The 23,215-nt window shown below is 57.3% G+C and carries 19 protein-coding genes and 1 pseudogene; 9 read left to right on the plus strand and 11 right to left on the minus strand.

What is annotated here, in order from left to right:
• Positions 1 to 178: 178 nt before the first annotated feature.
• From pckA to JJQ76_RS18310, 3 genes and pseudogenes are all read right to left on the minus strand, one after another.
• Positions 179 to 1,783 (minus strand): phosphoenolpyruvate carboxykinase (ATP), encoded by a 1,605-nt coding sequence (gene pckA / locus JJQ76_RS00005; RefSeq protein WP_210394538.1) that lies wholly within the window; start codon positions 1,781 to 1,783, stop codon positions 179 to 181.
• Between the two features lie 303 nt (positions 1,784 to 2,086).
• Entirely contained in the window at positions 2,087 to 2,368 is a 282-nt protein-coding gene (locus JJQ76_RS18305; protein WP_425515219.1) for a S1 RNA-binding domain-containing protein, read from the minus strand.
• Between the two features lie 372 nt (positions 2,369 to 2,740).
• Positions 2,741 to 2,947, minus strand: a pseudogene (locus JJQ76_RS18310) (S1 RNA-binding domain-containing protein); the annotation flags it as partial.
• 122 nt (positions 2,948 to 3,069) lie between these two features.
• Here JJQ76_RS18310 and JJQ76_RS00015 point away from each other — a divergent pair.
• Positions 3,070 to 3,750 carry a hypothetical protein gene (locus tag JJQ76_RS00015; RefSeq protein WP_210394539.1) on the plus strand — a complete coding sequence of 227 codons (681 nt, stop codon included), beginning with the start codon at positions 3,070 to 3,072 and terminating at the stop codon, positions 3,748 to 3,750.
• Here the strand turns inward: JJQ76_RS00015 and JJQ76_RS00020 are convergent.
• Entirely contained in the window at positions 3,731 to 4,429 is a 699-nt protein-coding gene (locus JJQ76_RS00020; RefSeq protein ID WP_210394540.1) for a DUF6639 family protein, read from the minus strand. The genes JJQ76_RS00015 and JJQ76_RS00020 overlap by 20 nt on opposite strands.
• A gap of 260 nt (positions 4,430 to 4,689) precedes the next feature.
• On the opposite strand from JJQ76_RS00020, the gene JJQ76_RS00025 reads away from it, so the two are divergent.
• The 4 genes from JJQ76_RS00025 to JJQ76_RS00040 all read left to right on the plus strand — a co-directional run bounded on the left by JJQ76_RS00025 (position 4,690) and on the right by JJQ76_RS00040 (position 8,618).
• Complete coding sequence (locus tag JJQ76_RS00025; RefSeq protein WP_210394541.1) at positions 4,690 to 5,016, plus strand: c-type cytochrome; 327 nt, start codon at positions 4,690 to 4,692, stop codon at positions 5,014 to 5,016.
• 25 nt (positions 5,017 to 5,041) lie between these two features.
• Positions 5,042 to 5,605: a NapC/NirT family cytochrome c gene (locus tag JJQ76_RS00030; RefSeq protein WP_210394542.1), complete on the plus strand. Its 564-nt coding sequence runs from the start codon at positions 5,042 to 5,044 to the stop codon at positions 5,603 to 5,605.
• Between the two features lie 76 nt (positions 5,606 to 5,681).
• Positions 5,682 to 6,617: a DmsE family decaheme c-type cytochrome gene (locus tag JJQ76_RS00035; RefSeq protein WP_210394543.1), complete on the plus strand. Its 936-nt coding sequence runs from the start codon at positions 5,682 to 5,684 to the stop codon at positions 6,615 to 6,617.
• Between the two features lie 15 nt (positions 6,618 to 6,632).
• Positions 6,633 to 8,618: an MtrB/PioB family decaheme-associated outer membrane protein gene (locus tag JJQ76_RS00040; RefSeq protein WP_210394544.1), complete on the plus strand. Its 1,986-nt coding sequence runs from the start codon at positions 6,633 to 6,635 to the stop codon at positions 8,616 to 8,618.
• Positions 8,619 to 8,795: 177 nt separating this feature from the next.
• Here JJQ76_RS00040 and JJQ76_RS00045 read toward each other — a convergent pair whose 3' ends face one another.
• A complete protein-coding gene (locus tag JJQ76_RS00045) occupies positions 8,796 to 9,038 on the minus strand; it encodes an H-NS family histone-like protein (protein WP_210394545.1) in 243 nt (80 codons plus the stop codon).
• A 173-nt stretch (positions 9,039 to 9,211) separates the two neighbouring features.
• Positions 9,212 to 9,625, minus strand: coding sequence for a YebG family protein (locus JJQ76_RS00050; protein ID WP_210394546.1), 414 nt, complete (start codon positions 9,623 to 9,625; stop codon positions 9,212 to 9,214).
• A gap of 258 nt (positions 9,626 to 9,883) precedes the next feature.
• On the opposite strand from JJQ76_RS00050, the gene JJQ76_RS00055 reads away from it, so the two are divergent.
• Positions 9,884 to 11,458, plus strand: a complete 1,575-nt coding sequence (locus JJQ76_RS00055) for a fused MFS/spermidine synthase (RefSeq protein WP_210394547.1) — start codon at positions 9,884 to 9,886, stop codon at positions 11,456 to 11,458.
• Between the two features lie 328 nt (positions 11,459 to 11,786).
• On the opposite strand, the gene ald is transcribed toward JJQ76_RS00055, so the two are convergent.
• From ald to prsT, 3 genes are all read right to left on the minus strand, one after another.
• On the minus strand, positions 11,787 to 12,905 hold the full coding sequence (ald, locus tag JJQ76_RS00060) for an alanine dehydrogenase (protein WP_210394548.1): 1,119 nt from the start codon (positions 12,903 to 12,905) through the stop codon (positions 11,787 to 11,789).
• A 95-nt stretch (positions 12,906 to 13,000) separates the two neighbouring features.
• On the minus strand, positions 13,001 to 13,408 hold the full coding sequence (locus tag JJQ76_RS00065; protein ID WP_210394549.1) for a MazG-like family protein: 408 nt from the start codon (positions 13,406 to 13,408) through the stop codon (positions 13,001 to 13,003).
• Complete coding sequence (prsT, locus tag JJQ76_RS00070; RefSeq protein WP_210394550.1) at positions 13,408 to 16,167, minus strand: XrtA/PEP-CTERM system TPR-repeat protein PrsT; 2,760 nt, start codon at positions 16,165 to 16,167, stop codon at positions 13,408 to 13,410. Before prsT ends, JJQ76_RS00065 begins: the two co-directional genes overlap by 1 nt.
• A 128-nt stretch (positions 16,168 to 16,295) precedes the next feature.
• Between prsT and JJQ76_RS00075 the strand changes: the two genes are divergently transcribed.
• Both JJQ76_RS00075 and dinB read left to right on the plus strand, forming a co-directional pair.
• Positions 16,296 to 16,745, plus strand: a complete 450-nt coding sequence (locus JJQ76_RS00075) for a hypothetical protein (protein ID WP_210394551.1) — start codon at positions 16,296 to 16,298, stop codon at positions 16,743 to 16,745.
• A complete protein-coding gene (gene dinB, locus JJQ76_RS00080) occupies positions 16,746 to 17,810 on the plus strand; it encodes a DNA polymerase IV (protein WP_210394552.1) in 1,065 nt (354 codons plus the stop codon).
• On the opposite strand, the gene JJQ76_RS00085 is transcribed toward dinB, so the two are convergent.
• Positions 17,792 to 20,947 (minus strand): efflux RND transporter permease subunit, encoded by a 3,156-nt coding sequence (locus tag JJQ76_RS00085; RefSeq protein WP_210394553.1) that lies wholly within the window; start codon positions 20,945 to 20,947, stop codon positions 17,792 to 17,794. The two genes, dinB and JJQ76_RS00085, sit on opposite strands and share 19 nt — an antisense overlap.
• A 1-nt stretch (position 20,948) precedes the next feature.
• Positions 20,949 to 22,196: an efflux RND transporter periplasmic adaptor subunit gene (locus JJQ76_RS00090; RefSeq protein WP_210394554.1), complete on the minus strand. Its 1,248-nt coding sequence runs from the start codon at positions 22,194 to 22,196 to the stop codon at positions 20,949 to 20,951.
• A 148-nt stretch (positions 22,197 to 22,344) separates the two neighbouring features.
• Here JJQ76_RS00090 and JJQ76_RS00095 point away from each other — a divergent pair, with 148 nt between their 5' ends.
• A complete protein-coding gene (locus JJQ76_RS00095; RefSeq protein WP_210394555.1) occupies positions 22,345 to 23,193 on the plus strand; it encodes an alpha/beta fold hydrolase in 849 nt (282 codons plus the stop codon).
• The last annotated feature ends 22 nt before the right edge of the window (positions 23,194 to 23,215 follow it).

A 23,215-nucleotide genomic window follows, 5' to 3' on the forward strand; every position in this document is an offset into this window, starting at 1 on the left:
CACTTGGTCGACAACAGAAAGTTTAAAGGCAAGAGAATAATCGCGCTGGGTGCGCTTACCATTTGATTTCATAACACCTCCCGATTTACTCATCGAAAAGTGTCAACGCTATTCAGGACGGGACACCAGGAAACAAAAAGCCGGCCTTGGAGGCCGGCTTTTTTGATGCCATCGCGACTTACAGCGTCGGGCCCGCAGCAACCAGGGCTTTGCCTTCGTCGGTGTCGGTGAAACGCTCGAAGTTTTTGACGAACATGTCCGCCAGCTTCTTGGCTTTGGTTTCCCACTCGCTGGCGTCTGCGTAGGTGTCCTGCGGGTTGAGAATGCCGCTGTCGCAGTCGTGCAGCGCCTGCGGAACGGCCAGATTGAAGAATGGCAGCGTTTTGAATTCTGCTGTTTCAATCGATCCGTCGAGGATTGCATCAATGATGGCACGGGTGTCCTTGATGGAGATCCGCTTGCCGGTACCGTTCCAGCCGGTGTTAACCAGGTAGGCCTGAGCGCCGGAGGCTTCCATCCGCTTGGTCAGGACTTCGGCGTACTTGGTCGGGTGCAGACTCAGGAAGGCGGCACCGAAACAGGAGGAGAAAGTCGGCGTCGGTTCGGTGATGCCGCGCTCAGTGCCGGCCAGCTTGGAGGTGAAGCCGGACAGGAAGTAGTACTGGGTTTGTTCCGGAGTGAGCTTGGAAACCGGCGGCAGCACACCGAAGGCGTCGGCAGTCAGGAAGATCACCTTGGTGGCATGTCCCGCTTTGGAGACCGGCTTGACGATGTTGTCGATGTGGTGAATCGGGTATGAGACGCGAGTGTTCTCGGTCTTGGAGTTGTCGTCAAAGTCGATCTTGCCGTCGGCCAGAACGGTGACGTTCTCCAGCAGAGCATCACGGCGGATCGCGTTGTAGATATCCGGCTCGTTTTCCTTGCTCAGGTTGATGGTCTTGGCGTAGCAACCCCCTTCGAAGTTGAACACGCCGTTGTCGTCCCAGCCGTGCTCGTCATCGCCGATCAGCGCGCGCTTGGGATCGGTGGATAGGGTGGTTTTGCCGGTACCGGAGAGACCGAAGAATACGGCTACGTCGCCCTCTTTGCCGACGTTGGCGGAGCAGTGCATGGAAGCGATTCCCTGCAATGGCAGCAGGTAGTTCATCATCGAGAACATACCTTTCTTCATTTCACCGCCGTACCAGGTGCCGCCGATCAGCTGCATTCGCTCGGTCAGGTTGAAGGCGACAAAGTTCTCAGAGTTCAGACCCAGCTCCTGCCAGTTCGAACAGGTGGTCTTGGCACCGTTCATCACCACGAAGTCGGGCTCAAAGCCCTTGAGCTCGTCCTCGCTAGGACGAATGAACATGTTCTTGACGAAGTGAGCCTGCCAGGCCACTTCAGTCACGAAGCGAACCTTGAGACGGGTATCTTCGTTGGCGCCGCAGAAGGTATCGACCACGAACAGGCGCTTGCCGGACAGTTGCTTACCCACAACTTTCTTCAGTTCGGCCCAGGATTCAGGAGAGAGCGGCTTGTTATCGTTCTTGCCTTGATCAGACCACCATACGGTGTCCCGGGTGGTATCGTCACGAACGATGAATTTGTCCTTGGGGGAGCGACCGGTAAAAATGCCGGTGTCTACGGATACTGCACCTAGCTCGGTGACCACACCGCGCTCATAGCCTTCGAGGCCCGCCTTGGTTTCTTCTTCGAACAGCAGTTCGTAGGAGGGGTTGTAGACTACTTCCAGGGCGTCGTGGATACCGTATTTGCTCAGGTCAAGATCCGAAGGGGTCATTGAAGTCACTTCCTCCTAGTGTGGACTTTATGAAACCGCGTCAATCCGGCTGGGTCTGGGAGTGGTAAGACACCGGGCGGCGGTATAGGCGCCCTGTTGGTCGGGCTTATAATTCGCTCTCGAAAGAGCCGCGGATTATATACTATTCGTGCGTTTCATCAATACAACGAAGCGCGTCTGTTGGTCTATGTGGCAGCGAATTCTCTGGCTTTGTAAGAAATCGAACACTAAGAAAAATATATTCGACACTCTGCCGTGTTCGATTGGCAACAATTGATCTTGTCCCCGCTGGGAGATCAATGATCAGCGCAATTTTACTGCGGACGGTGACAAGGTGACCTTGTCGGCTTTTAACAGGCGTCCAAGGGCTCGTTTATAGGCAGCCTTGCTGACGTTGTAGCGGGCGCTGATCGCTGCCGGCGAGCTTTTGTCAGTAAGGGGGGACTGGCCTCCGTTACGTTGCAGCTCTTCAAGAATTTGTTGGGTAAGATCTTCCCGGGCATCGGTGCCTTGACGCTGGAGCGCGACATCGATCCGGCCATCGGGGCGGATCTGTTTGATAAAACCGGGTAGTTGCTCGCCTATGCGAACCGGCTTGAACGCATCTCCGCGGAAGAGCAGCCCCAGGTAGGTGTCGTCGATAACCACTTTATAGCCGAGGTCGGTTCGGCCGCAGACCAGCAGTTGTACTGCCTGTTCCGGCTTGAGTTGTCGTGTTTCTTCGGAGAGAAAGTCGCGCAGACGGGTGGAACCGGTGAGGCGCTCGGTCTCTTGGTCAAGAAAAAGGTGTACCACGTAGGAGTAGCCGGCCTGCATCGGCTTGTCCTGTTCGTTGAAAGGCACCAGCAGGTCCTTGGGTAACCCCCAGTCCATAAAAGCCCCCACCCGATTGACATCGGCGACGCGAAGGTAGGCGCACTGTCCCAGCTCTATCCGCGGCTTTTCGGTGGTGGCGATCAGACGATCATCGCTGTCATGGTAGATAAACACGTCGAGCTGGTCATCGATGCTGCAGTTTTCGGGCACTAACCGGTTGGGCAACAGCAGCTCACCCAGCCCCTCTCCATCCAGGTACACACCGAAGCGTGATTCCTTGATCACGCGTAAACGATTGAAGGTTCCGATCTGTACCACGGTGGCAGGCCTCTCTGAGTAAACTCCCATTTTATCTCTTCAGCGTCGCCGGGGCGACCGCTGCAAGAGGAATGTCCGTGGTACTGCTATTTACAACGGCAGTCAGATTCATGACTATCTGTTGATCCGAACCGTTATAAAGGGTTAGAGGCGTGGATCTGTTGATGTATGGAGCGATGGTGGTGCTGGCAGGGGCTGCCGGCTATTTTGGTGGGCGCTGGCACGGTGCGCATTTGCTGGCGTCACTAAAGCAACAGCTTGCTCACGACACTGAGAAATTTATGGGCATGCTGGAAGAGCGTAATGAGGATTACACCCGCTACAAAAGTAATCATGCCGACCAGACCCGCGAACTGCGGCGATTGGAAGTGGAACTCGATAAAGCGGCACAGCGGCTGCAGAGTCAGCAAGAAGGTGAGCAGGCGCTGAAAGAGCAACTGGCCGAGCAGGATGAACGGCTACAGAAATTCAAAAGCGTGGCGGAAAAATGGAGTGAAGAGCGAGCCGATCTGCTGGCAACGCAAGGCAAGCTGCAGGCGGATATCGAACACCAGCAGCGCGAGTTTGCTCAGGTTCAGGGGCGCGTGCGGTCGCTGGAAGAGCGTTTTGAAACGGCGGTTAAAGAGAAGGCTACGCTGCAGGAGCAGTTGGTAAGTAAAGAACGGGAGGCGCGCGAACATCAGCGTCAGGCGCAAAAACTCGAGGATAGCCATGAGGCAAGCGAGTTTACCCTGTCGCAACTACGCGTGGCCAAAGAGGAGTTGGCCACACGCGTTGCCTACGCCGAGGGTCAACTGGAAGCGTTAAAAAATGTCAGGAGCGAGGCTCAATAGCAACGCGACTATCTTCTGCGCCGCCAACGGTGAGATAGCGCCATTTGTGGGTTAGCAGAAACTGCACGAAGGGCTTCGGGTCGGTCAGTCCGGTCAGGTGGAGGTAGCACTTGGTCGCAAAACGCTCGGGTGCGAAGGCCATGTATACTTCGCTGATGACATCGTTCACTTCCCAGGCTCCGACCCCTGCGGCGTCGATCACCTGCTGACGTTTAATGGTGGGTAATACCGCCATCTGTGTGGCATGCGCCAGGTACTCTTGGGCGGCATTGCTGATCTCCTCAAGACGGGTGTTTTGTTGCACCACCGCATGCGCGATTTCATGGGCAATGATCCCTAGATAATGCGCTTCATCAAGAGGTTGTTCATAGATGGTCGGTCGTGCCAGCGACCTCCTGATCGCGGACAGCGACATGATCCGTGCGATGTCGTCGGTGCGGTCATAGCTACCGTAAATCGGGTGCCCTTTGGTGGCCAAGGGGTGTTCCTCAACAGCAACCTTGATCGGCCGCTTGGCCGTCAATCCCAGCGATTGCAGGAATTTCAGTGCTGATGCGGCTCCGCTGCACAGGGCGCCGCGGTCTTCGCGGCGCACTTCATGCTGAAACAGGATCTTTGCTTCCGGACAGCTGATGGCTGCGGCCGTAACCATCTGGATCGGTAGCAGTATCAAGCTCATAGTTAAGCCAGTAGCTTGCATAAAGCGCATAGCATGGTGCCGGTTGACGGGTTATTAAACGAAGTATAGGGCTGGATGTGTGGTTATTGATAAAAGGCAGTTTTATGTCTGATAAGTTTTTGTTTGATAAAGATAAAATCGGGTATAAACTGAGTCTAATATTTGGAGTTGATTTAGAGTTGTTTCTCTGCAGAACATAAAAATGGGTCTATTCTTTCCCAGATGATAAATCTTGCACGATCTCTTTTGAGGGGTGATTTATGAAGATGCGCACCATCGTCGTCGCCATGTCTACAGTTCTGGTAATGGGTTCCGTACAGCCTGCTATGGCTATAAATGTTCAGAAAACCCTGCAAAAACAGGGTTGTCTGAAGTGTCACGCCATTTCTCGTAAGAAAGACGGACCCTCGATCAAGGAGATTGCGGAGAAATACCGCGAGCAGGAAAACGGTGCTGTTGCACTCCGGGAGCACCTTACCAGTGAGCCGGAGATCGAGGTCGACGGTAAAAAAGAGAAGCACAAAAAGTTTGAAGCTGACGAGCCGAGTGATCTCGACGCTGTCGTCGAATGGGTTTTATCCAAGTAACGCCGTCTTGTTGAGGGATTAGCTTATGTGGCGTAGGGCACGCGAATGGGTCGCTAAGTACGGTGTCGTACCGCTGCTTATTGCAGTGCTGGTGGGCGCAGGGGGTGTCGTTGCGGGTAACGCAGCGCTGGAATGGACCAATACCGAATCCTTTTGCATCTCGTGCCACGAGATGAAAGACAACGCTTACGCGGAATACAAAGAAACCATCCATGACCAAAACCGGTCCGGTAAGCGGGCCACCTGTCCGGATTGCCACGTGCCGAAAGAGTTCTTCGCTAAAATCTGGCGGAAAACGGTGGCGACCAAAGAGCTCTATTACCACCTGACCGGTAAGCTCGATACGCCGGAGAAGTATGAAGAACATCGCTACGAAATGGCGCTGAACGAGTGGAAGCGGCTCAAGGCCAATGATTCCCGCGAGTGTCGCAACTGCCATGACCAGAATGCGATGTCGGAAGACAAGCAGACGCCGGAAACGGTTGATCGTCATACCAAGGGCTTCGCAGAAGGAAAAACCTGCATCGACTGTCATTTTGCCATCGCGCATTTTGAACCGGACGGCGAGCTGGCACCGGAAGATTTGTAAAAGGTAAGTTTGTTCTAGGAAGTAAAACAAAGCGCCGGGGCCTATAGGTCGGCGCATAAACAGGAAGGGGATCTGTATGAAAACGTTGCGCGTTCGGCGAAGCTGGCTGAGCGGGTCGTTGTTGGCATTATTGTGTCTGTCGACGCTACCGGCCGTTTCATTTGCCGCAGAGGATGAACGGGGAGATTTGGTACTGAAAGAAGACGCCAAATGCACCCGTTGCCACGATGAATATGAGCTTTATCCGGTGCTTTCCATCGGTAAAACCAAGCACGGCACCATGGCCGATGGCCGTACCCCGTCCTGTACCAGTTGCCACGGTGATAGCCAGGCGCATATCGATGGTTCGGAAACCGAGTCAGAGCGCCCGCTGGTTGACGTTCAGTTTGGTGCCAAATCGCCTACGCCGGTAGCTGATCGAAACGCTACCTGTCAGAGCTGCCACAAGGGTGGTGAGCGAATGCACTGGGGAACCAGTACTCACAATGCCAATGACGTGGCCTGCACCTCCTGTCACCAGGTCCACACCGAGCATGACAAGGTGCGCGTTCGTCAGGACCAGGCTGAAGTCTGCTTCAACTGCCACAAGCAGCAACGGATGGACATTAACAAGTTCAGCCGTCACCCGGTCGAAGAGGGCAAGGTGGTTTGCTCAGACTGCCACAACGCCCACGGCTCCGCCGGACCCAAGAATATGGTTCGGGACAGCGTGGTTGAAACCTGTTATCAGTGTCATGCCGAAAAGCGGGGCCCCTTTATCTGGGACCACATGCCGGTGACCGAAGATTGCGGCAACTGCCATAACCCCCACGGCTCTAATATCGCCGGCATGCTGAAAGCGCGTCAGCCGATGCTCTGTCAGCAGTGCCACGAGGGTACCAGCCACCGCGGCCATGTGCCGGAAGTTGATGGGCGCTACACCGCCGGTCGTGGCTGCCTCAACTGCCACACCAATATTCATGGCAGTAACAACCCCACAGCGAACCGCGAATCGCGGTCGATGCGGCGCTAACAGGGAGGTTCCGGTATGAATACGCTAAGACCTATCATCGTATCCATGATGGCTGCAATGAGCGCATCCGCGGCCCACGCAGCGACTGACGAAGGCATGGAAGAAGTTAACAAACTCCGTACGCCGGTCAGCAGTGTTTCCGTGGGAGCGGGCTGGAGTAGCGACGACCTGCACGAACTGGCGCGTTACAACGGTCGCGACGAGAGTGGTATCTACGGGCTGTTGGATTTTGATATTAACAAGCGCGATGAAGAAACCGGCACCTGGACCCGGGTAGATGGTCAGTCGGTTGGATTCAGCAACCGCTCGCTACGCTATGAGCGCAATCGCCAGGGTTCCTGGAACTACTTCATCGAGTTCGACCAACTCGATAGCGTCAACCCCTACCTCTACGATACCGATTTGATCGGTTCCGGCACGAACGCGCAGGTGACAGGTGGTCCTGTTCATCGCGAGCAATATTCGCAGCAGCGCAAGAATGTCGAAGTGGGTATGAGCCGCTACCTCGACAAATGGTCGAAGGTATCGCTGCGCTACAAGCATGAAGATAAAGAAGGCAAGCGTGCCTGGGGAGCTAACGGCGAAACCAAATTCATGGTTGAGCCCATTGACTACCAGACTCAGGAGTTCGAAGCGCTGCTGGACTACAACCTGGATAAGCTGCAGCTACGGGCAGGCTATCTGTTGTCGCTGTTCGATAATCCGACTGAGTCGGTATCGCTTAGCGCAGAGCCTGACGATACCGCGACGCCACCCGACAACAAGTCGCATAACCTGTTTTTGAGTGGTGGTTACGACTTCTCGGACCGGACCCGGGCCACATTTAAGGTATCGCGGACTCGAGATCTTCAGGATGAGGAGTTTTTTGCGGTTAACACGTCGACGCCCTCGCGCACCAGTTTGGATGGCAAGATTGACACCACTCGGGTGAATTTTGGGTTGGTATCGCGGTTGTCGTCTCAATTGACCGTCAAGGCTAAGTACCGTTATGAAGATCGTGACGACAAAACGCCACAAACCATCTTCTACAGTTCGGAGCTTAATCAGCTGACCTCGCGAACCACGGTCAACGGTACGCTAGAGGGTACCTACCGCATGCAAGATGGCGTGTCGGTCACTGCGGGTGTTGATCAGGAAAACTGGAAGCGCATCGTTACCGATAATCCCAATATGGCCAAACGTCGGAAAACCGATGAAACCACGGTACGACTGAGTGCGAGAAAATCGTTGTCCGAAACGGTCAACGGCTCGGTGCGGATCAGCCATGCTAAGCGTGATGGCTCCGATTGGATTCCTGGCGCTGCCGATCCTGATATCTTTGTCAACCCGATCCAGTGGTCAGACCGGGATCGTAACGCTTTGCGCGGTATGCTGGATTGGTATCCCTCCGACCAGCTATCCATGCAGTTCGTACTGCAAGCGACTCGCGATACCTATGACGGGGTAGGATTACTGGGGCCGCAGGATGGTACCTCCTGGTTGGCATCGGTTGATTCCGGGTATGCGCTGAGTGACGAGTGGAGTTTGAATGGCTGGATAAGCTACAGCCAGGCTAAGCTGGATCAGTCGAGTCAGCAAACAGACCGCTTTGACCCCAATGAGTACATCCAGTGGGGTATCGATACGGAGGACACCTCTGTTGCTATCGGCGCCGGACTTAAAGGTCATCCGAGTGATGAGCTAGAAGTTGGAGCTAACGTCGAGTTGGCGCGGGATCGCTCGAAGTACCCGCTCTATACCATCGAAGTTGGCACCAGTGGATCGCCGTCGCCGCTGGCCAATGAGCTACCCACCATTACCTACCGTCGGGCGATGTTGAAGCTCTATGCCGAGTATGATCTGGATGAGCATACGGGAGTGCGGCTCGATTACCGCTATGACCGGGTGAAAAACGATGACTGGATGTGGAGTCAGTTTAACTACACCGGTACCACCGTTACCCAGTTGCCCCGTGAATCCAATCACTTTATCGGCCTGACCTATTACTATCGCGGTTGGTGATAGCTGATTAGGTAAACCTGTAACGGCGCAGCCTCAGGCTGCGCCGTTTTTATTTGGCGGTGCTGAGTCAGTTGCGCAGTTGGCAAGCGTCGGATAGCGGTGGATCGATGTGACAAGCTGGCCAGTGCCCAGGGTTCGGACCTGCTGTTCGAAAGTCGATGATGGACGAGTGTGGACTTACTTGGGTAATACCGCCTGCAGTTCGTCCATCGATATGCCCGCTTTCGCCATCAGCGAGCGCATATCCGAGAGTACGCGCTTGCCTTTGCGGTCCAGTTGCTCCTGAGCGCGAGCTTCTCGTTTGGCGTCAATCAGCTCCTGCAGGTTGGCTTGGGCATCCTGTAGTTGTTCCAGTGAGGCTTGGGATAAAGCGTGGCGGCAGTGTCGTGGGGATTGCAGCAGTGTTTCTAGTTCAGACATAGGCACAAAATATGACGGCTAGGTTACTCGGTGCGCTATATATCAGCGACTACGAATAAGCATAGACCAGTTGACCAAGAGAAAGTGCATTAAGGCCGACCAGTATAGCGCCTGGACAGCCCTGTGGGCAAAATTCGAGCAGAGGGGGGCGTAACCGCGAGCCGCTTAGCTAGCTACAGACTGAAGCCGTCTTTGGAAGGGGGAACAGGGCGTTTGAACTCCTGAACAAAGCTCTGTTTCTTCATGCCGCTCGATTTCTCTTCCGGCTCGGCGGGTTTCTCCTCGTCTTTCTTGTCGGAATCGGAGCTACTATCCTCGGCCTGATTAGCGCTGCTTGATTCTGCGGTGTCGCTTCCCAGCGCGGAAATCAACGCGTCTTTATGCTGGGCCAAGTAAAGGCAGAGATCAGTCCGTTGAGCTTCATCCATTTTCAACTCTGGCGGGTTGTCTTGCATCCAGGTATCAATGCGTTCGGCGGCTTCAAAGATGGCGTCCCAGCGGCTAGCTTCCTCCGGACTGGTGATGGTGACCTTTTCCTGGCCGTTGATCTCATAAATGTAGACCGTCTTTTTTTCGAACTTTTTCATTGTGATATCCGCCTTGCTTGCGACGCCGTTGGTAGGCGGCGCTCAGGTGATCAATGTCATTTGCCTCGTTGAGGCTCAGTATAGCTCTGATGTTGTGGGGATTGGTGGTGCGCCCCTGTCTAAATCACTCTGGTTTGACGCCGGGCAAGAAACGCTTGTTTGAATCAGGGCGTTATGGCGATCACCTGTGGTTCAGACGAACAAAAAAATGCTGTTGAAAACTGTTACTCTTGGCACGCTAATGACAGGAGATGCTTGATGACCGGCGAGACCAAACGGGGATTTACCCTGTATCTGATGTTTACCACCATGCTCTGCGGTGGGCTGGTGATGTTGCTGGAGTTGTTGGGATCACGGGTTATCGGCCCATTTTTTGGTGTCGGGCTGTTTGTCTGGACGTCCCTTATCGCGGTGGCGCTGGTGGCGCTGGCGCTGGGATATTCGGTGGGTGGCTGGTTGTCTGATCGATACCGAGATCCCGCCTATCTCTACGCGGTGATATCGCTGGCGGGTGTGTTGGTGCTCTGTATTCCTGTGATTCAGGCGCCGGTGCTTAAAGCCAGTCAGCAGCTGGGATTGCGTGGAGGGACCCTGTTCTCCAGCTTGGTGTTGTTTGGACCCTCTTTGTTTCTGCTGGGGTTCGTATCGCCCTACGTGGTGAAGATCGCTGTGGCAGAGCTGCGCGCGATTGGCAAAACCGTTGGGCGGTTCTACGCACTGTCGACCATTGGTAGCGGTGTGGGTACCTTGCTGACAGGTTTTTTTCTGATTCCGTGGCTCGGAGTAAAGGGGATTTTCGTGTTTGCCGGTGCGCTGTTGCTGGCGCTTGGCGCGGGATATTTTCTGTTGTTTGCGCGCCGTTGGGTCGCGCTGGCTTTGCTGCCGTTGCCTTTTCTGATCAGTGGTACCGACCCGGTACTGGAAAAAACCATGAGCGATGGCACTCGGGTTACGCTGGTCGAAGGCGAGGAAAGTTACTACGGCCGGCTCAAGGTGCTCGATTACAGTTACGGTTCGCAACGCATCCGTGAACTCACCATCGACAGTTTGGTTCAGGGCGGTGTCGATATGAGCAGCGGGTTGTCGATCTACGGCTATCCCTATGTGTTGCAGTTGTTGCCTCGCGCGCTGCACCCGGCTGGCGAGCGTGCGTTGATGATTGGTGTGGGGGCGGGGATCGTGCCTCGTTGGTATAGTGAGCAGGGGGTGTTGACTGACGTGGTCGATATAGACCCGGCGGTGGTCACCATGGCGGCAGAACACTTCGATTTTGCTACCAGTGGCGATGTTCACATCGAAGACGCCCGTTATTATCTTCGGCGAACGCGGGATCGCTACGATTATCTGCTACTGGATGTATTTTCCGGCGACAGTACGCCGGGGCACGTTCTCAGCCGGGAGGCGATGGCGTTGGTGGCGACGCGCCTGACTCCCGCAGGGGTGTTTGCGGCCAACCTCGTGGGTGATCTGGGCAATGATACCTTTGTTACCGCATCAATCGTAAAAACGGTGGCGGCCCACTTTGATCAGGTGGAGCTTTATCCGACATTTCGCGTCAGCACGGATAACCCCAGTGGCAATTACGTGCTGGTGGCTTATAACGGTGCCCCCCGTCATTTTGAGCCGCGTCGTGTGCTGGCGGGGGAGCCACTGCACCCGTTCGTACAGCGGGAGGTCGCAATGGCGCTAACACGCCCCTATCAGTTGCCGAGAGGTGCCGCTGGACTGGTGCTGACTGATAACTACAATCCGATCGAGTTCTACGACGTGGCGGTAAGAGAGCAGATTCGCCGCGATATTCTACGCGACTCGGATCCCGACATGCTGTTGTGAGCGCTGGCGCGTCAGCGCTCTGTATTTCCCAATCGCCGCGGACAGTTATCCCAGCGTTTATCGCTACAGGTATGGCGGGGGCAATCGAACTCGCAGGGAGCTGCTGTGCTCGGTACTTCCTGAACCAGAGCCGATTTAATCGAACGAAGCAGGTTATTGAGTGATGAGGGGATCTTGAGAGTCATGGTCGCTATCCTCAAAAGGCTTTGTATGAGACGCGTCCGTGTCACTTCGGAGTAGATTAGCAGGGGCTCATTCTGAGTTCATCGTCTGGTCATAAAAAAGGCGCCGGAGAGGGCGCCTTTTTTTAAACGATCGTTTATGCCAGTTACAATCCGAGTGCCTGTTCCGCCGATTGGTAGTCGTATCCCAGGTCTTGCGCCACCGCCTGGTAGGTGACCTTTCCGCGATGGACGTTAAGTCCGTTGCGCAGATGTGGATTATCCTTCAGCGCTTGCTGGTAGCCTTTGTCCGCCAGTTGCAGTACGTAAGGCAGGGTTGCATTGGTCAGTGCGAAGGTTGAGGTGCGAGCAACTCCACCGGGCATGTTGGCGACACAGTAATGAACCACACCGTCAATTTCGTAGGTGGGCTCCTGGTGGGTGGTAGCGCGCGAGGTTTCGAAGCAACCACCCTGGTCGATGGCTACGTCCACCAGTACGGCACCATCTTTCATCTGCTTGAGCATGTCGCGAGTGACCAGTTTGGGTGCGGCCGCTCCCGGGATCAGTACCGCGCCAACAATCAGGTCGGCTTCCAGGACGCACTTCTCCAGCGCATCGGTGGTGGAGTACAGGGTCTTCAGCGCCGGACCGTAAAGGTTGTCGAGCTCTTTGAGACGATCCAGCGAGCGGTCCAAGATAGTCACGTCAGCTCCGAGCCCGAGCGCCATGCGAGCGGCATTGGTGCCAACCACGCCGCCGCCGATAACGACAACTTTTGCCGGTGCTACGCCCGGTACGCCACCCAGCAGCGTACCATTGCCACCTTGCGCTTTTTCGAGCGCGTGAGCGCCTGCCTGAATCGACATCCGTCCGGCAACTTCGCTCATCGGTGCCAGCAGTGGCAGGCCGCCGCGTGCATCAGTTACCGTCTCGTAGGCGATAGCGACGGCGTTGGAGTTGACCAGCAGTTCCGTTTGGGTGGGGTCGGGTGCCAGGTGCAGGTAGGTGAACAGAATCTGGCCATCACGAAGCATGCGGCACTCTTGAGGCTGCGGCTCTTTAACTTTGACGATCATGTCGGCACGTTCGAAGATCTCATCTGCCGTGAGAACTATTTCAGCGCCGGCCGTGCGGTACGCTTCGTCACTCAGGCCAATGGCCGCACCGCCGTTGGTTTCGACCATTACACTGTGCCCATGGGCCACCAGTTCACGCACTCCGGCGGGGGTCATACCAATGCGGTATTCGTGGTTCTTGATCTCTTTAGGTACGCCGATCAGCATAACAATCTCCTCAAGTGCTTTTTGTAAGTTATAAGGCCTATGTTATTGCTGTTTTTAAAGAAATTGATCTTGAATTGTTTGTTTATTTGGTTTTTTTAGCTTTGTTTTTGTTTTTTTGTAGTGTTATTTTCTTTTGCGTTGCGGTAGGCGCTGTATTTGTCCGCCCGGCCGCGTACCAGATTCGCTGGGTACTTCTCTCTATTCTTGACCAGCTTGCGCTTCAGCGCATCACCAATATGGCAGTTGCAGACGTCCGCGAGGCAGAGCAGATAGGCCATGACGTCGGCCAGTTCATCTTCGATGGCGCTGCGCCCCTCCGGGTCATCGAGTTTGGCAGCAATTTGAGCTTCGTTGAGCCATAAAAACTGCTCCTGCAGTTCTGCTGCCTCGATGGCGAGTGCCGCAGCGAGCTGCTGAGGGGTATGAAACTGGCGCCAGTCACGCTCGTCGCGAAAGGCGGTCACCGCGCGTTGCAGTTCATTCAGGTTACTGTTGGCGCTCATCAGTTCAACCGTTGCAATAGCACCGAAGCCTGGTCCTGAACTGCCGAAGGCTCACTAACCAGCGCTTCTAGCAACGCCCGTGCTTCATCGGTTTGCTGGTTTTCCACCAGCGAGTGGGCCAGGTGATACTGCACCTCCTGATTCTGGGGCAGCGCTTGCGCTGCCTGGCGGAGCAGCGGCAGGCTCTCTGCTGCTTTGCCTGAATGCAGCAGAATCCACCCCAGCGTGTCCTGAATGTCGGGGCTGCCAGGTGCCAGACGGTGGGCCTCTCTGGCGTATTCAAGGCTGCGCTGGTTGTTGTCGTCAAGGTAGATCCAGGCGAGGTTGTTCCAGACCACCGGGTTTTGGGGTTGCAGGTCACGTAGGCGCTCGTAGTCTCTTACCGCCAGATCGAGTTTCCCCGACCCATGATGAAGAGAGGCGCGTTGCAGCAGTGCATAGCCGTCTTCTGGGTAGGCTGTCAGGTGCCGGTCAAGTAAGTTGATAACGCCCGCTTTTCCATGCAGCTGCTGCTGCGTTTGAATCATCAATAGCAGCATCTTGGGGTCGCGTTGGTCGGGATAAAGCTCGTCGATGTATCGCTGCGCGGTGTTCGGATCCTTGAGTGCCAGTGAGGCGGCAATCCGCAGACGTTTAATTACCGGAAGAGGCTGGCGCTGCTCTTGTTGCTGCAATAGTTTGTCGGCCTGCTGGGGGTTGCCGGTAAGGATCAGCAGCTCGGCGTGCAGGATTCCTGCGGGGGAGAAGATAGAGGTCTGCTTGGTCTGGGAGCTCGTGATTGCCAGGGCCGATTCAAACTCTCCCAGCTCTTTTTGCAGCTGCGCCAACATCAGTGCCAGTTGGGTGTTGCGGGCGTTCTGTTGATACAGCGGTTGCAGCACACTGGCGGCACGATCTGGCTGTCCGCTGTTGCGCAGCGCGCCGGCGTAGAGCATGCCTGCGGCAACGTCGTCGCTGTGCTGCAGGTGAAAGTTATGCGCTTCGGCTAAGGCGCGCTCGGGCTGTTGCCGTTTGACGAAATAACCGACCAGCAGGCGCACGGGGGCGATTGCATCCGGATGCTTCTGTTGCGCTTGCTTGAGTCGATCAACCACCGCTATCTGGTCGTTCTGCTGTTCTGCTGCAGCGGCCAGCCCCAGCAGGGCGCCCAGATGTTCTGGTTGCAGTCGCAAGGCTTGTTCCAGCAGCGTAATGGCACGCTCCGGCTGCTGGCGAGCGAGGGCCAGGCGTGCCTGGCCGATCAGCGGTGCCGGAGCGGAGGGGGCCTGTTGTGCAGCTTGCTTGAATACAGCGTCGGCGTCATCAAGTTGGCCTTGTTGCTGCAAGAGCAGCGCAAGTAACAAGGGATAGCTGAGCGCCTCGGGTTGCTCTTTGATCCGCAGATTTAGCAGCGCTTTGGCGTCGTCTGCCTGACCGTTACGCAGCAGTGCTACCACCTTTACCGTATCTGATTGCAAGGAGGCTGCGGTGCCCGAGGATTCCAGCAGCGACAGGGCATCGTCTCCCTGCCCTCGAAGGACACGACTCAGCGCCACCTGGTTAACGAGTGCGTTGTTCTCCGGCAGGGCTGCCATTGCTTCACTCAGCAGCGTTTCACCGGTTTCGAGGTTGCCGCTCATCAAATACGCGTTACCAGCCAGCGCTTGCAGTGCCGGATCGCTGACGCCGCGAGCAAGTAGCGGTTCGGCCAATGCGACTGCATCTGCTGCCTTATTCTGCCGCAGTAGAGTCGCCATCAGCAGCCTATTGGCGGCCAGATGATCAGGGTAGTTGTCCAGAACCGCTTGCAGCAGATTCTCGGCTTGTTTGAACTTCCCTTGATGGTAATTGGCGGTACCTGCCAGAAGCAGTCCCTGGGGATTATTGGGTGCCATCTGCAGCAACATTTGCGCCTGGGTGTTGGCGTCTTCGTAACGTTGTTCGGCTATGGCTGCCAGGGCGGCGAGGAGGCGGGTCTGCGGTGCCTGCGGTGCCTTTTCCAGAAGTACGTTGATGTCGGCGTTGGCGGTGTTGAGGTCTCCGGTTTCCAGCGCGGAACGGGCCCGCCCGACGCGGGCCGGCAGGTTGTCAGATTGCGCCGTAACCACTTGGTCAAACAGCTGTCGCGCCGGCTCCGGCTGGCCTTGCTGGAGTAGCAGTTCTGCTTCCAGCAGGCGTGCTTTGAGTTCGAGCGGGCCTTCTCCCACAATGGCCCGCAAGTGGGTTAAGGCCTCTTCGGCACTACCGTGCTGACGCGCAATCATTGCCAGGCCCAGCAGCGCGGTATTGTTGGGAGCCACTTCAAGGGAGCGGTAAAAGGCGTTCTCTGCATCCTGGAGCTGCTCTTTGCCCAATTGGGCGCGTCCAATCAGGGCCCAGCGTTGGTCCTGATTGGGGCCGTCACTACCCCAATCCAGGTACAGGGTATTGAGGCCATCGTCATAGCGTGCGGTGCCGATCAGCGCCTCTGCCAGCAGTGGCGCGATCTGTTTGCGGTCTACTCCGAGCTTCTGCGCGCGCAGAAGCTCTTTCTCCGCTTCAGCATAGAGGCCGTTCTCAACGTAGATCTTCCCCAGCAGCAACCGTCCCTGGGCATGTTCGGGGCTGTTCTGGAGCAGGTTTTTGAGCTGAATGATCGCCGCACGTGAATCGCCGTCGCGGTAATAATCCGTAGCCTCGTTAAAATAATCAGCGGCCCGTGTGGGGGTTACACTGATCGGGCTGACACTGATCAGCAGAGACAGCAGCATGGCTGTGAGGCCAGATTGACGGTGGCGCATGGCTCCTCCTTGAACTCTGTGGCGAATGCAGCGGTCAGTATGGAGCATGAACACCCGCGGCTCTAGTTTATTAGCGGGAAAACTCTACAATCACAGTTTTTATCACCGCTGCTCTCCGAGGATTGTCTATGTTGGGACGTTGGTTTGCGTTACTGCTCTGGTTGCCCGCAATGGCGGGTGCGCAGGAACGTGCGGATCTGTGGCAGCAGATCGGCTTTACTGCCACCGAAGTACTCATCTACACCGATCAGCTGCAAAAGCTTGACGCAACGGAATGCAACCAGGGCCCGGTATCTCCTTACAGCGTGGAAGCCACCCGCGACAAATGGTTACAGCGACTGGATGCTGACGCCCGTGAACGATTGGCGACGCTGTTTGACTCGCCGATGGTGCGGGGATTGCTGGAAGAAAACAGCAAGGGAATTGAGAGTCTGCTGGCTCAGCAGCAGCTGACCGGCAGCGGGCCGGATACAGCCAAGCGCACCCTCTGTTTAGAGCTGTCGCTGGGGTTTGCCGAGAACTTGCGCCAGGCAGAAGAGGAGCTTGGCGAGCTGATCGAGCGTTACCGTCAGCCCTGAATGATGTCGCTGGCGCGCAAGATTATTCACGTTGACTGTGACTGTTTTTACGCCGCAATTGAAACCCGTGATGCCCCCGCGCTGGCCGGTCGGCCTGTTGCGGTCGGCGGACAGGCAGACCGGCGTGGCGTGATCGCCACTTGCAATTACGAGGCGCGGGCATTCGGGGTGCGCTCCGCCATGGCTTCGGCGCAAGCGCTGAAACGCTGCCCTGATCTGCTTATACTGCCCGGCCGGATGGAGCGCTACCGTGAGGCGTCAGGTCAGATTCAGGCGATTTTTCGGCGCTATACGCCGCTGATTGAGCCGCTTTCTCTGGACGAAGCCTATCTCGATGTCAGTCGCTGTGACCATTTTTCCGGCAGCGCCACCCGCATTGCCGCGGCGATTCGTCAGGCGGTGCGTGAGGAGGTGGGGATTACCGTATCCGCCGGTGTTGCGCCGAACAAGTTTCTGGCCAAGATAGCCAGCGACTGGGATAAGCCTGATGGCTTGTATGTGATTACCCCGGAGCAGGTGGACGAGTTCGTGAGCAGCTTGCCGGTGGAGCGTCTGTTCGGCGTCGGACCTGCCACCGCCGCCAAGCTTCACCAGCATCAGTTATTCCTTTGCGGTGACTTGCGAGAACGTACGGAGCAGCAGTTGTGTGCGCTGTTAGGTAGTTTTGGTGAGCGCTTGTATCAGCTATGTCGGGGTGTTGATGAACGGCCGGTGCGCACGGAGCGGCAGCGCAAGTCGCTGAGTGTGGAACATACTTACGCCGACGACCTGCCCACTCTGGATGCCTGTCTTGAACGTTTGCCGGCGCTGCTGGAGGAGTTGCAGCACCGTCTGCAACGGTTGGATCCGCGCTATGCCATCGGTGGCGCGGTGGTGAAGGTGAAATTCAGCGACTTTGTCCAGACGACGGTGGAGCAGCGCGCCGAGGCGGTTGACCCGTTGATATTCTCCGCACTGATGCGGGAAGGGTTCGGGCGGCGGCAAATGCCCGTTCGCTTGCTGGGCCTGGGGGTGCGGCTGGAGCCCAGGCAGGAGGGTGAACCCCGTCAGCTGGGGCTGTTTTGAGTCGTTACGTGGCCCACTCGACCGATCCCGAGCAGGCGCTTGAGGTTTTCCAGCATGATCAGCAACGCCGGTACCAGCAACAGAATCAGTGCCGTGCCATAGGCCAGCCCGAATACCATGGAGGTGGCCATCGGGATCAGGAACTGTGCCTGCAATGAGGTTTCGAACAGAATCGGGCTGAGACCGGCGATGGTGGTTAAGGATGTCAACAGCACGGCCCGCAGGCGCTGACAGGCGGCATCGATAATGGCGGCTTCAGGCTCAATCCCCTGATCGCGCAGCTTACGGTAAAAGGACAACAGCACGATCGAGTCATTGATCACGATTCCTGACAGGCCGAACAGACCAAACAGCGACAGGATGGTGAGGTTGAGACCCATCAGCCAATGGCCGAGGATGGCGCCGGTTAACCCCAGGGGAATCGCGGCCATAACCGTCAGCGGCCAGAGGTAGGAGGAGAAGACCCAAGCCAGAATAATGAAGATCAGCGCTAGCGCCAGCCCCAGTCCTAGCAGCATGTCGGCGAGGGTTTCACGTTCGTCCGCTTTCTTGCCCTCGAAACTGGCACTGATGCCGTAGCGATTGCGTATCTCGCGCAAGGTGCCGTTTTGCAGTTCATCAATGATCTGGTTGGCGTTGGCGATCTTGTCATCCACGTCTGCCGAGACCATCAGTGCCAGCTCACCATCGACCCGTTTGAGCGTGTCGATACCGCGGCGTGCTTTAAACTCCACCAGGTTAGAGAGCGGTGCGGTGGAACCGCCCGGCAACAGTATGGGCAGGTTTTCCAGTCCGGCCAAGTGGTCTCGTTCGGCGTCCGGGAGCATAACCCGGACCTCTATCTCATCCTCATTACGGTGAAATATCTGCACCAGTTCGCCGTCGAATGCCGCCCGTAAACGTCCGCCGACGCTAGCCAGGTCAAGCCCCAGCGCGTTACCGGTGGCAGTCAACTCATAGATCCATTGTTCGGTGCCAAAGGGCAGGTCGTCGTCCACGTTGCTGACCCCGTCAAAGCTCTTTAACCGGGCTTGCAGTTCCAGTGAGGCGGCTTTCAAGGTTTCCACGTTGCCGCGTGTCAGTTTGATCTCGATCGGCTTGCCCGGAGGTCCTCCGGTCTGCTGGGTGATGCTGAGGCGTTCAATGCCAGCGGGCTCCACGATCTGGCTGCGCCATTGACGCAGCAGGGTGTCGTTGCTCACCGGCCGTAGATCACCACGTACCAGCTGCACCACCACCGAGCCGTACTCGTCCCCCTGATTACTGATGAGCGCATCACGGGTAAACAGGGCACGACGCTGGTGCTGCACCACCACGGTGGACAGCTCTACCCCCAGCTCCTTTTCGGCCGCATAGAGTGCATCTTCGAGGTGATCGAGAAAGGCATCCACTCGACGGTGAGGAGTGCCCGCGGTGAACTGCACGCTGGCCGTCAGTACGTCGCCGTCCACGACCGGGAAAAAGGTAAAGGGCACGCGCCCGCTCTTGGTTAGCGCCAGTGCGATCATCATCATCGCCAGCGCGGCACTCAAAGTGACCCAGCGGAAGCGGATTGCGCGACCGACCAAGCGGCGAAACTGGTGGTCGCGGAGGTGATTGAAGCGGCGGTCGATGGCGCTTCTCAGGCGACCGGGGCGTGCGTCTTCGGCGCGGGCGAAACTGTGGTGCAGGTGGCCCGGCAGAATAAGAAAGCACTCCACCAGCGAAGCGATAATCACGCAGATCACCACTGTCGGGATGTCGATCAGAATGTTACCGATGATGCCGCCCACCATGGTCAGCGGCAGGAAGGCTGAAATAGTGGTCAGCGACGACGCAATAACCGGGGCCAGCATCCGGTGGGCTCCCCCGATCGCCGACTGCATTCCCGGTTCTCCCTGCTGCACATGGGTGAGGGTGTCCTCACCCACCACGATGGCGTCGTCAACGATGATTCCCAGCGCCATGATCATGCCAAACAAGCTGATCATGTTGATGCTGCCGCCAATAAGGTAGAGCACGGCCAGCGCAGCCAGGAAGGAGATGGGTATGCCGGCGGTGACCCAGAACGCGACCCGAACATTGAGAAACAGAAACAGCGTGGCGATCACCAGAATGAGGCCGCCGAGGCCGTTCTTCAGCAGCAGCTGGATGCGGTCACGCAGCAGATGCCAGAGTTCGTTGTAGACCACGATCTCGACGCCTTCAGGCAACGTCGGGCGGACCTCCGTCAGCCACTCATCGAGTAAGCGGGCAGCGGCCAGAGTGTCGTCGTTTTCAGTACGCTGCAGTGTCAGCTCCACTGCCGGACGGCGGTCATATTCAAGGTAAGACTGGTGGTCGCGCGGGCGCTCGACCACAGTGGCGACGTCGCCCACGCGTATCAGGCGACCGTCAGCCTGGGTGATCAGCGGCAGCTGCTGGTAACCGCCGGCACTGCGTTGTTGACCCAGACTGCGCAGTTGGCGCGCACCATCTTCACTGCCGGCGGTGCCGGCGGGCAGGTCCTGGCTGCGCCCCTCGATGGTGGTGGCGATCTGGCCGAGGGTCATGCCCAGATCATGAAGTGCCTGATTGGGTACCTGAATGGCGATCTCTTTTTCCGGCAGGCCGTTGATCTCTACCCGCCGAACACCCCGGCTGAGCAAGTCGCGCTCCAGCTGGCGCACTAGTGGCCGCAGCTCTTCCAGGGTGCCGCGGCCACTGACAATCAGACTGGCGATAGCCTCGTAGCGAATGATCCGTTTGACCACCGGTTCTTCCGCATCGCTGGGAAGGGTGCGTAAGCTGTCGATCTTCTGCTTGACCTCATCAAGTACTTCGCCGGTGTCGACCGACTCCTCCAGCTCCAGCCTGATGGATGCCAGCCCCAGGTTGGCAGTGGAGTGAGTTTCCTTGATGCCGTTTACCCCTTTAAGCTCCAGCTCGATCGGGATGATCACGCTGCGCTCGATATCTTCGGCGGCGGCTCCCCGCCAGGGAACGGCGATGGTGATGATGTCGAGCTCAAAGGAGGGGAAGAACTGGGTGTTGAGTTTTTTTAGCCCCCAGCTGCCTGCCAATACAATCAGGAACATCAGCAGGTTGGCGGCCACCCGGTGCCGCGCGAATACGGCGATCAGACTGTTTTTCAGCGGGGCCTGGGAGGGGTTGTTCATGCTAGGGCGTCACTCGAACACGCAGGCCGGTCATGGCGTTGGGTAGCTGGGTGGTGAGGATGCGATCACCCGGTTGCAAGCTGTCGGCGGCCAGCAGCAGCCGGGGCTCGCCTGCGACCTGATGCTCGCCCAACCGCTGCACCGCTACGGCTTGCAGGCGATCTCCCTCGAGGCGATAGATGTGGTCGGTGCCGTACAGCGCTTGCGCCGGCAGCGACAGCACCGCTTCGACCGACGGCAGCCGCAGTTTCAGGCTGAGGGTGCGGCCAACGGCCAGCATGGAGGCCGGGTCTGCCAGGCTGAACAGGGCATCGACCCCGGCGCGACCGCTGCCGACATCCGCTGCCAGCCGATCAAGGCGGAGCTGAAGTGGCTGGCCGTCGAGCTCGGCGCTGGCGCTAAGCGGTTGGCCGCCAGCAAGTGCGGCGCGAAGGGTGGGTAGCAGGCGTGATGGAATTTGCGCTCTAACCTCCAGCGCGTCCGCCTGATACAGCGTTAACAGCGGGTCGCCACTGCGGACCCGGCTTCCGGGGGCGGTGTTGATACGGGTAATGCGAGCCTTGAACGGGGCCGTAATGCGGGTACGCTCCAGATCAAGGCGGGCGCTATCCAGTTGTACCTCGGCGCTTTGCATCAGCGCCTCAAGTTCGCTCTTGCGGGCGGGGTAGTCGGCTACCTCACGGCGGCGGCTGGTTAGTGCCAGGGCTTGCTGTTGATAGCTGCGTTGGGCATCTTCTAGCTGTGTTTCAGAACTGACGTTGCGCCCTTTTAACTGCTCGATACGGTCGACGGCGCGCTGGGATAACTGCAGCAGCTGCTCTTCGATGGCGAGTGCGTCCAGGTTGGCGCGATGGCGGATATCGAGGGCCTGCAGTTGTGCCCGAATCTGATTGCGCTGTGCTTCGCGGTTGGTAACGATCAGCTGGGCGTCGCGAGGGTCCAGTTCCAGTAATAACGTGCCGGCGGCCACCTGCTCCCCTTCGTCCACCTGTTGGCGACTGACGAACGCGGTGACCGCGGCGGTCAGGGTGGTGGTGCGGGGAGACTCCAGCCGCCCATACAAGGTTACTTCCGGTGCGGCGGTGACGAATTCTGCCGGTACTGCGTTAACGCTCCAGATGCGTTCACTCGGCGGCTTTGCCGGTGGCTGGGTCTTACTGTTAAGCAGCAGCGCGGCCACGCCGGTGGCGCATGCCAGCACCAGCAGGGCTAATGTGAACGAGAGGGGGAGCCTTAGGGGCAGCTTCACCGCGACATCCTGTGTTTGGTTTCTGTGGGTTCAGGGTCCGTCTACGCTTAAGCGATCATCCTAACCTTGTTCTGCGCTAGGATAAACGCTTATTAATCGGGATATTAGCTCGCTGCTACGGCCGAGCGAGCAGGTCCAAGGAGCCGATATGAGAACTGAGAGTTTTCTCGCCCTGAATCCCAAGGGTTTTCACCGGGTGGTGTATCACGAGTGGGGCTCGCAAGAGAATCAACGGGTGTTGGTCTGCGTGCATGGTCTAGCACGGAACAGCCGTGATTTTGATGAGCTGGCGCAGACTCTGGCTCGCAACTACCGGGTTGTGTGTCCGGATATTGTCGGGCGCGGCGAAAGTGACTGGCTGCCGGCCGGGTGTCGTTATGAAATCCCCCAGTATGTCAACGATATGGTCGCGTTGCTGGCGAGGTTGAAGGTGGATCAGGTTGACTGGTTGGGCACCTCGATGGGAGGGCTGATCGGCATGGTGCTGGCGTCACAACCCAACACGCCGATACGACGACTGATATTGAACGACATCGGGGCGTTTGTTTCGCACCAGGCGCTGGAGCGTATCGGTGGCTATGTGGGCACTCGCCAGCGGTTTGAGTCGCTGGATGAGTTCGAGGCCGAGTTGCGCCGGCTTTACCCGGCCTTTGAAGGCATTAGTGACCGCCAGTGGCGGTTGTTGGCGCAGCACGGTTGCCGCTCCTGCGATGATGGTAAACTGGTGTTCCACTATGATCCGGTGGTCGGTGATCATACTCGTGAAGGCGCGTTGGCTGATGTGGATCTCTGGCCGCTGTGGGAGTCCATTCGGCAACCGCAACTGCTGCTCTGGGGCGAGGACTCCGATGTGCTTGAACAGACTACGGTGGAGCGTATGTGTACTAACCCGGCGCTGTCCCTCAGTCGCTGGCCCGGCGTAGCCCACGCGCCATCGCTGATGGAAGCTGCGCAGATACAGACGATCGTCGATTGGCTGAGGCATCCCCGTTATTAACTTGTAAGCAGGAACCGATTGC

It is taken from the genome of Motiliproteus sediminis, from assembly GCF_017912535.1.
Classification (GTDB): Bacteria; Pseudomonadota; Gammaproteobacteria; order Pseudomonadales; family Balneatricaceae; genus Motiliproteus; species Motiliproteus sediminis.

What these genes read in the sequence shown, in the direction of transcription:
- pckA (WP_210394538.1), bottom strand. Translation starts at nt 1,783, where the DNA reads ATGACCCCTTCGGATCTTGACCTGAGCAAATACGGTATCCACGACGCC.
- JJQ76_RS00020 (WP_210394540.1), bottom strand. Translation starts at nt 4,429, where the DNA reads ATGAGCTTGATACTGCTACCGATCCAGATGGTTACGGCCGCAGCCATC.
- JJQ76_RS00025 (WP_210394541.1), top strand. Translation starts at nt 4,690, where the DNA reads ATGAAGATGCGCACCATCGTCGTCGCCATGTCTACAGTTCTGGTAATG.
- JJQ76_RS00030 (WP_210394542.1), top strand. Translation starts at nt 5,042, where the DNA reads ATGTGGCGTAGGGCACGCGAATGGGTCGCTAAGTACGGTGTCGTACCG.
- JJQ76_RS00035 (WP_210394543.1), top strand. Translation starts at nt 5,682, where the DNA reads ATGAAAACGTTGCGCGTTCGGCGAAGCTGGCTGAGCGGGTCGTTGTTG.
- JJQ76_RS00040 (WP_210394544.1), top strand. Translation starts at nt 6,633, where the DNA reads ATGAATACGCTAAGACCTATCATCGTATCCATGATGGCTGCAATGAGC.
- JJQ76_RS00045 (WP_210394545.1), bottom strand. Translation starts at nt 9,038, where the DNA reads ATGTCTGAACTAGAAACACTGCTGCAATCCCCACGACACTGCCGCCAC.
- JJQ76_RS00050 (WP_210394546.1), bottom strand. Translation starts at nt 9,625, where the DNA reads ATGAAAAAGTTCGAAAAAAAGACGGTCTACATTTATGAGATCAACGGC.
- JJQ76_RS00055 (WP_210394547.1), top strand. Translation starts at nt 9,884, where the DNA reads ATGACCGGCGAGACCAAACGGGGATTTACCCTGTATCTGATGTTTACC.
- ald (WP_210394548.1), bottom strand. Translation starts at nt 12,905, where the DNA reads ATGCTGATCGGCGTACCTAAAGAGATCAAGAACCACGAATACCGCATT.
- JJQ76_RS00065 (WP_210394549.1), bottom strand. Translation starts at nt 13,408, where the DNA reads ATGAGCGCCAACAGTAACCTGAATGAACTGCAACGCGCGGTGACCGCC.
- prsT (WP_210394550.1), bottom strand. Translation starts at nt 16,167, where the DNA reads ATGCGCCACCGTCAATCTGGCCTCACAGCCATGCTGCTGTCTCTGCTG.
- JJQ76_RS00075 (WP_210394551.1), top strand. Translation starts at nt 16,296, where the DNA reads ATGTTGGGACGTTGGTTTGCGTTACTGCTCTGGTTGCCCGCAATGGCG.
- dinB (WP_210394552.1), top strand. Translation starts at nt 16,746, where the DNA reads ATGATGTCGCTGGCGCGCAAGATTATTCACGTTGACTGTGACTGTTTT.
- JJQ76_RS00085 (WP_210394553.1), bottom strand. Translation starts at nt 20,947, where the DNA reads ATGAACAACCCCTCCCAGGCCCCGCTGAAAAACAGTCTGATCGCCGTA.
- JJQ76_RS00095 (WP_210394555.1), top strand. Translation starts at nt 22,345, where the DNA reads ATGAGAACTGAGAGTTTTCTCGCCCTGAATCCCAAGGGTTTTCACCGG.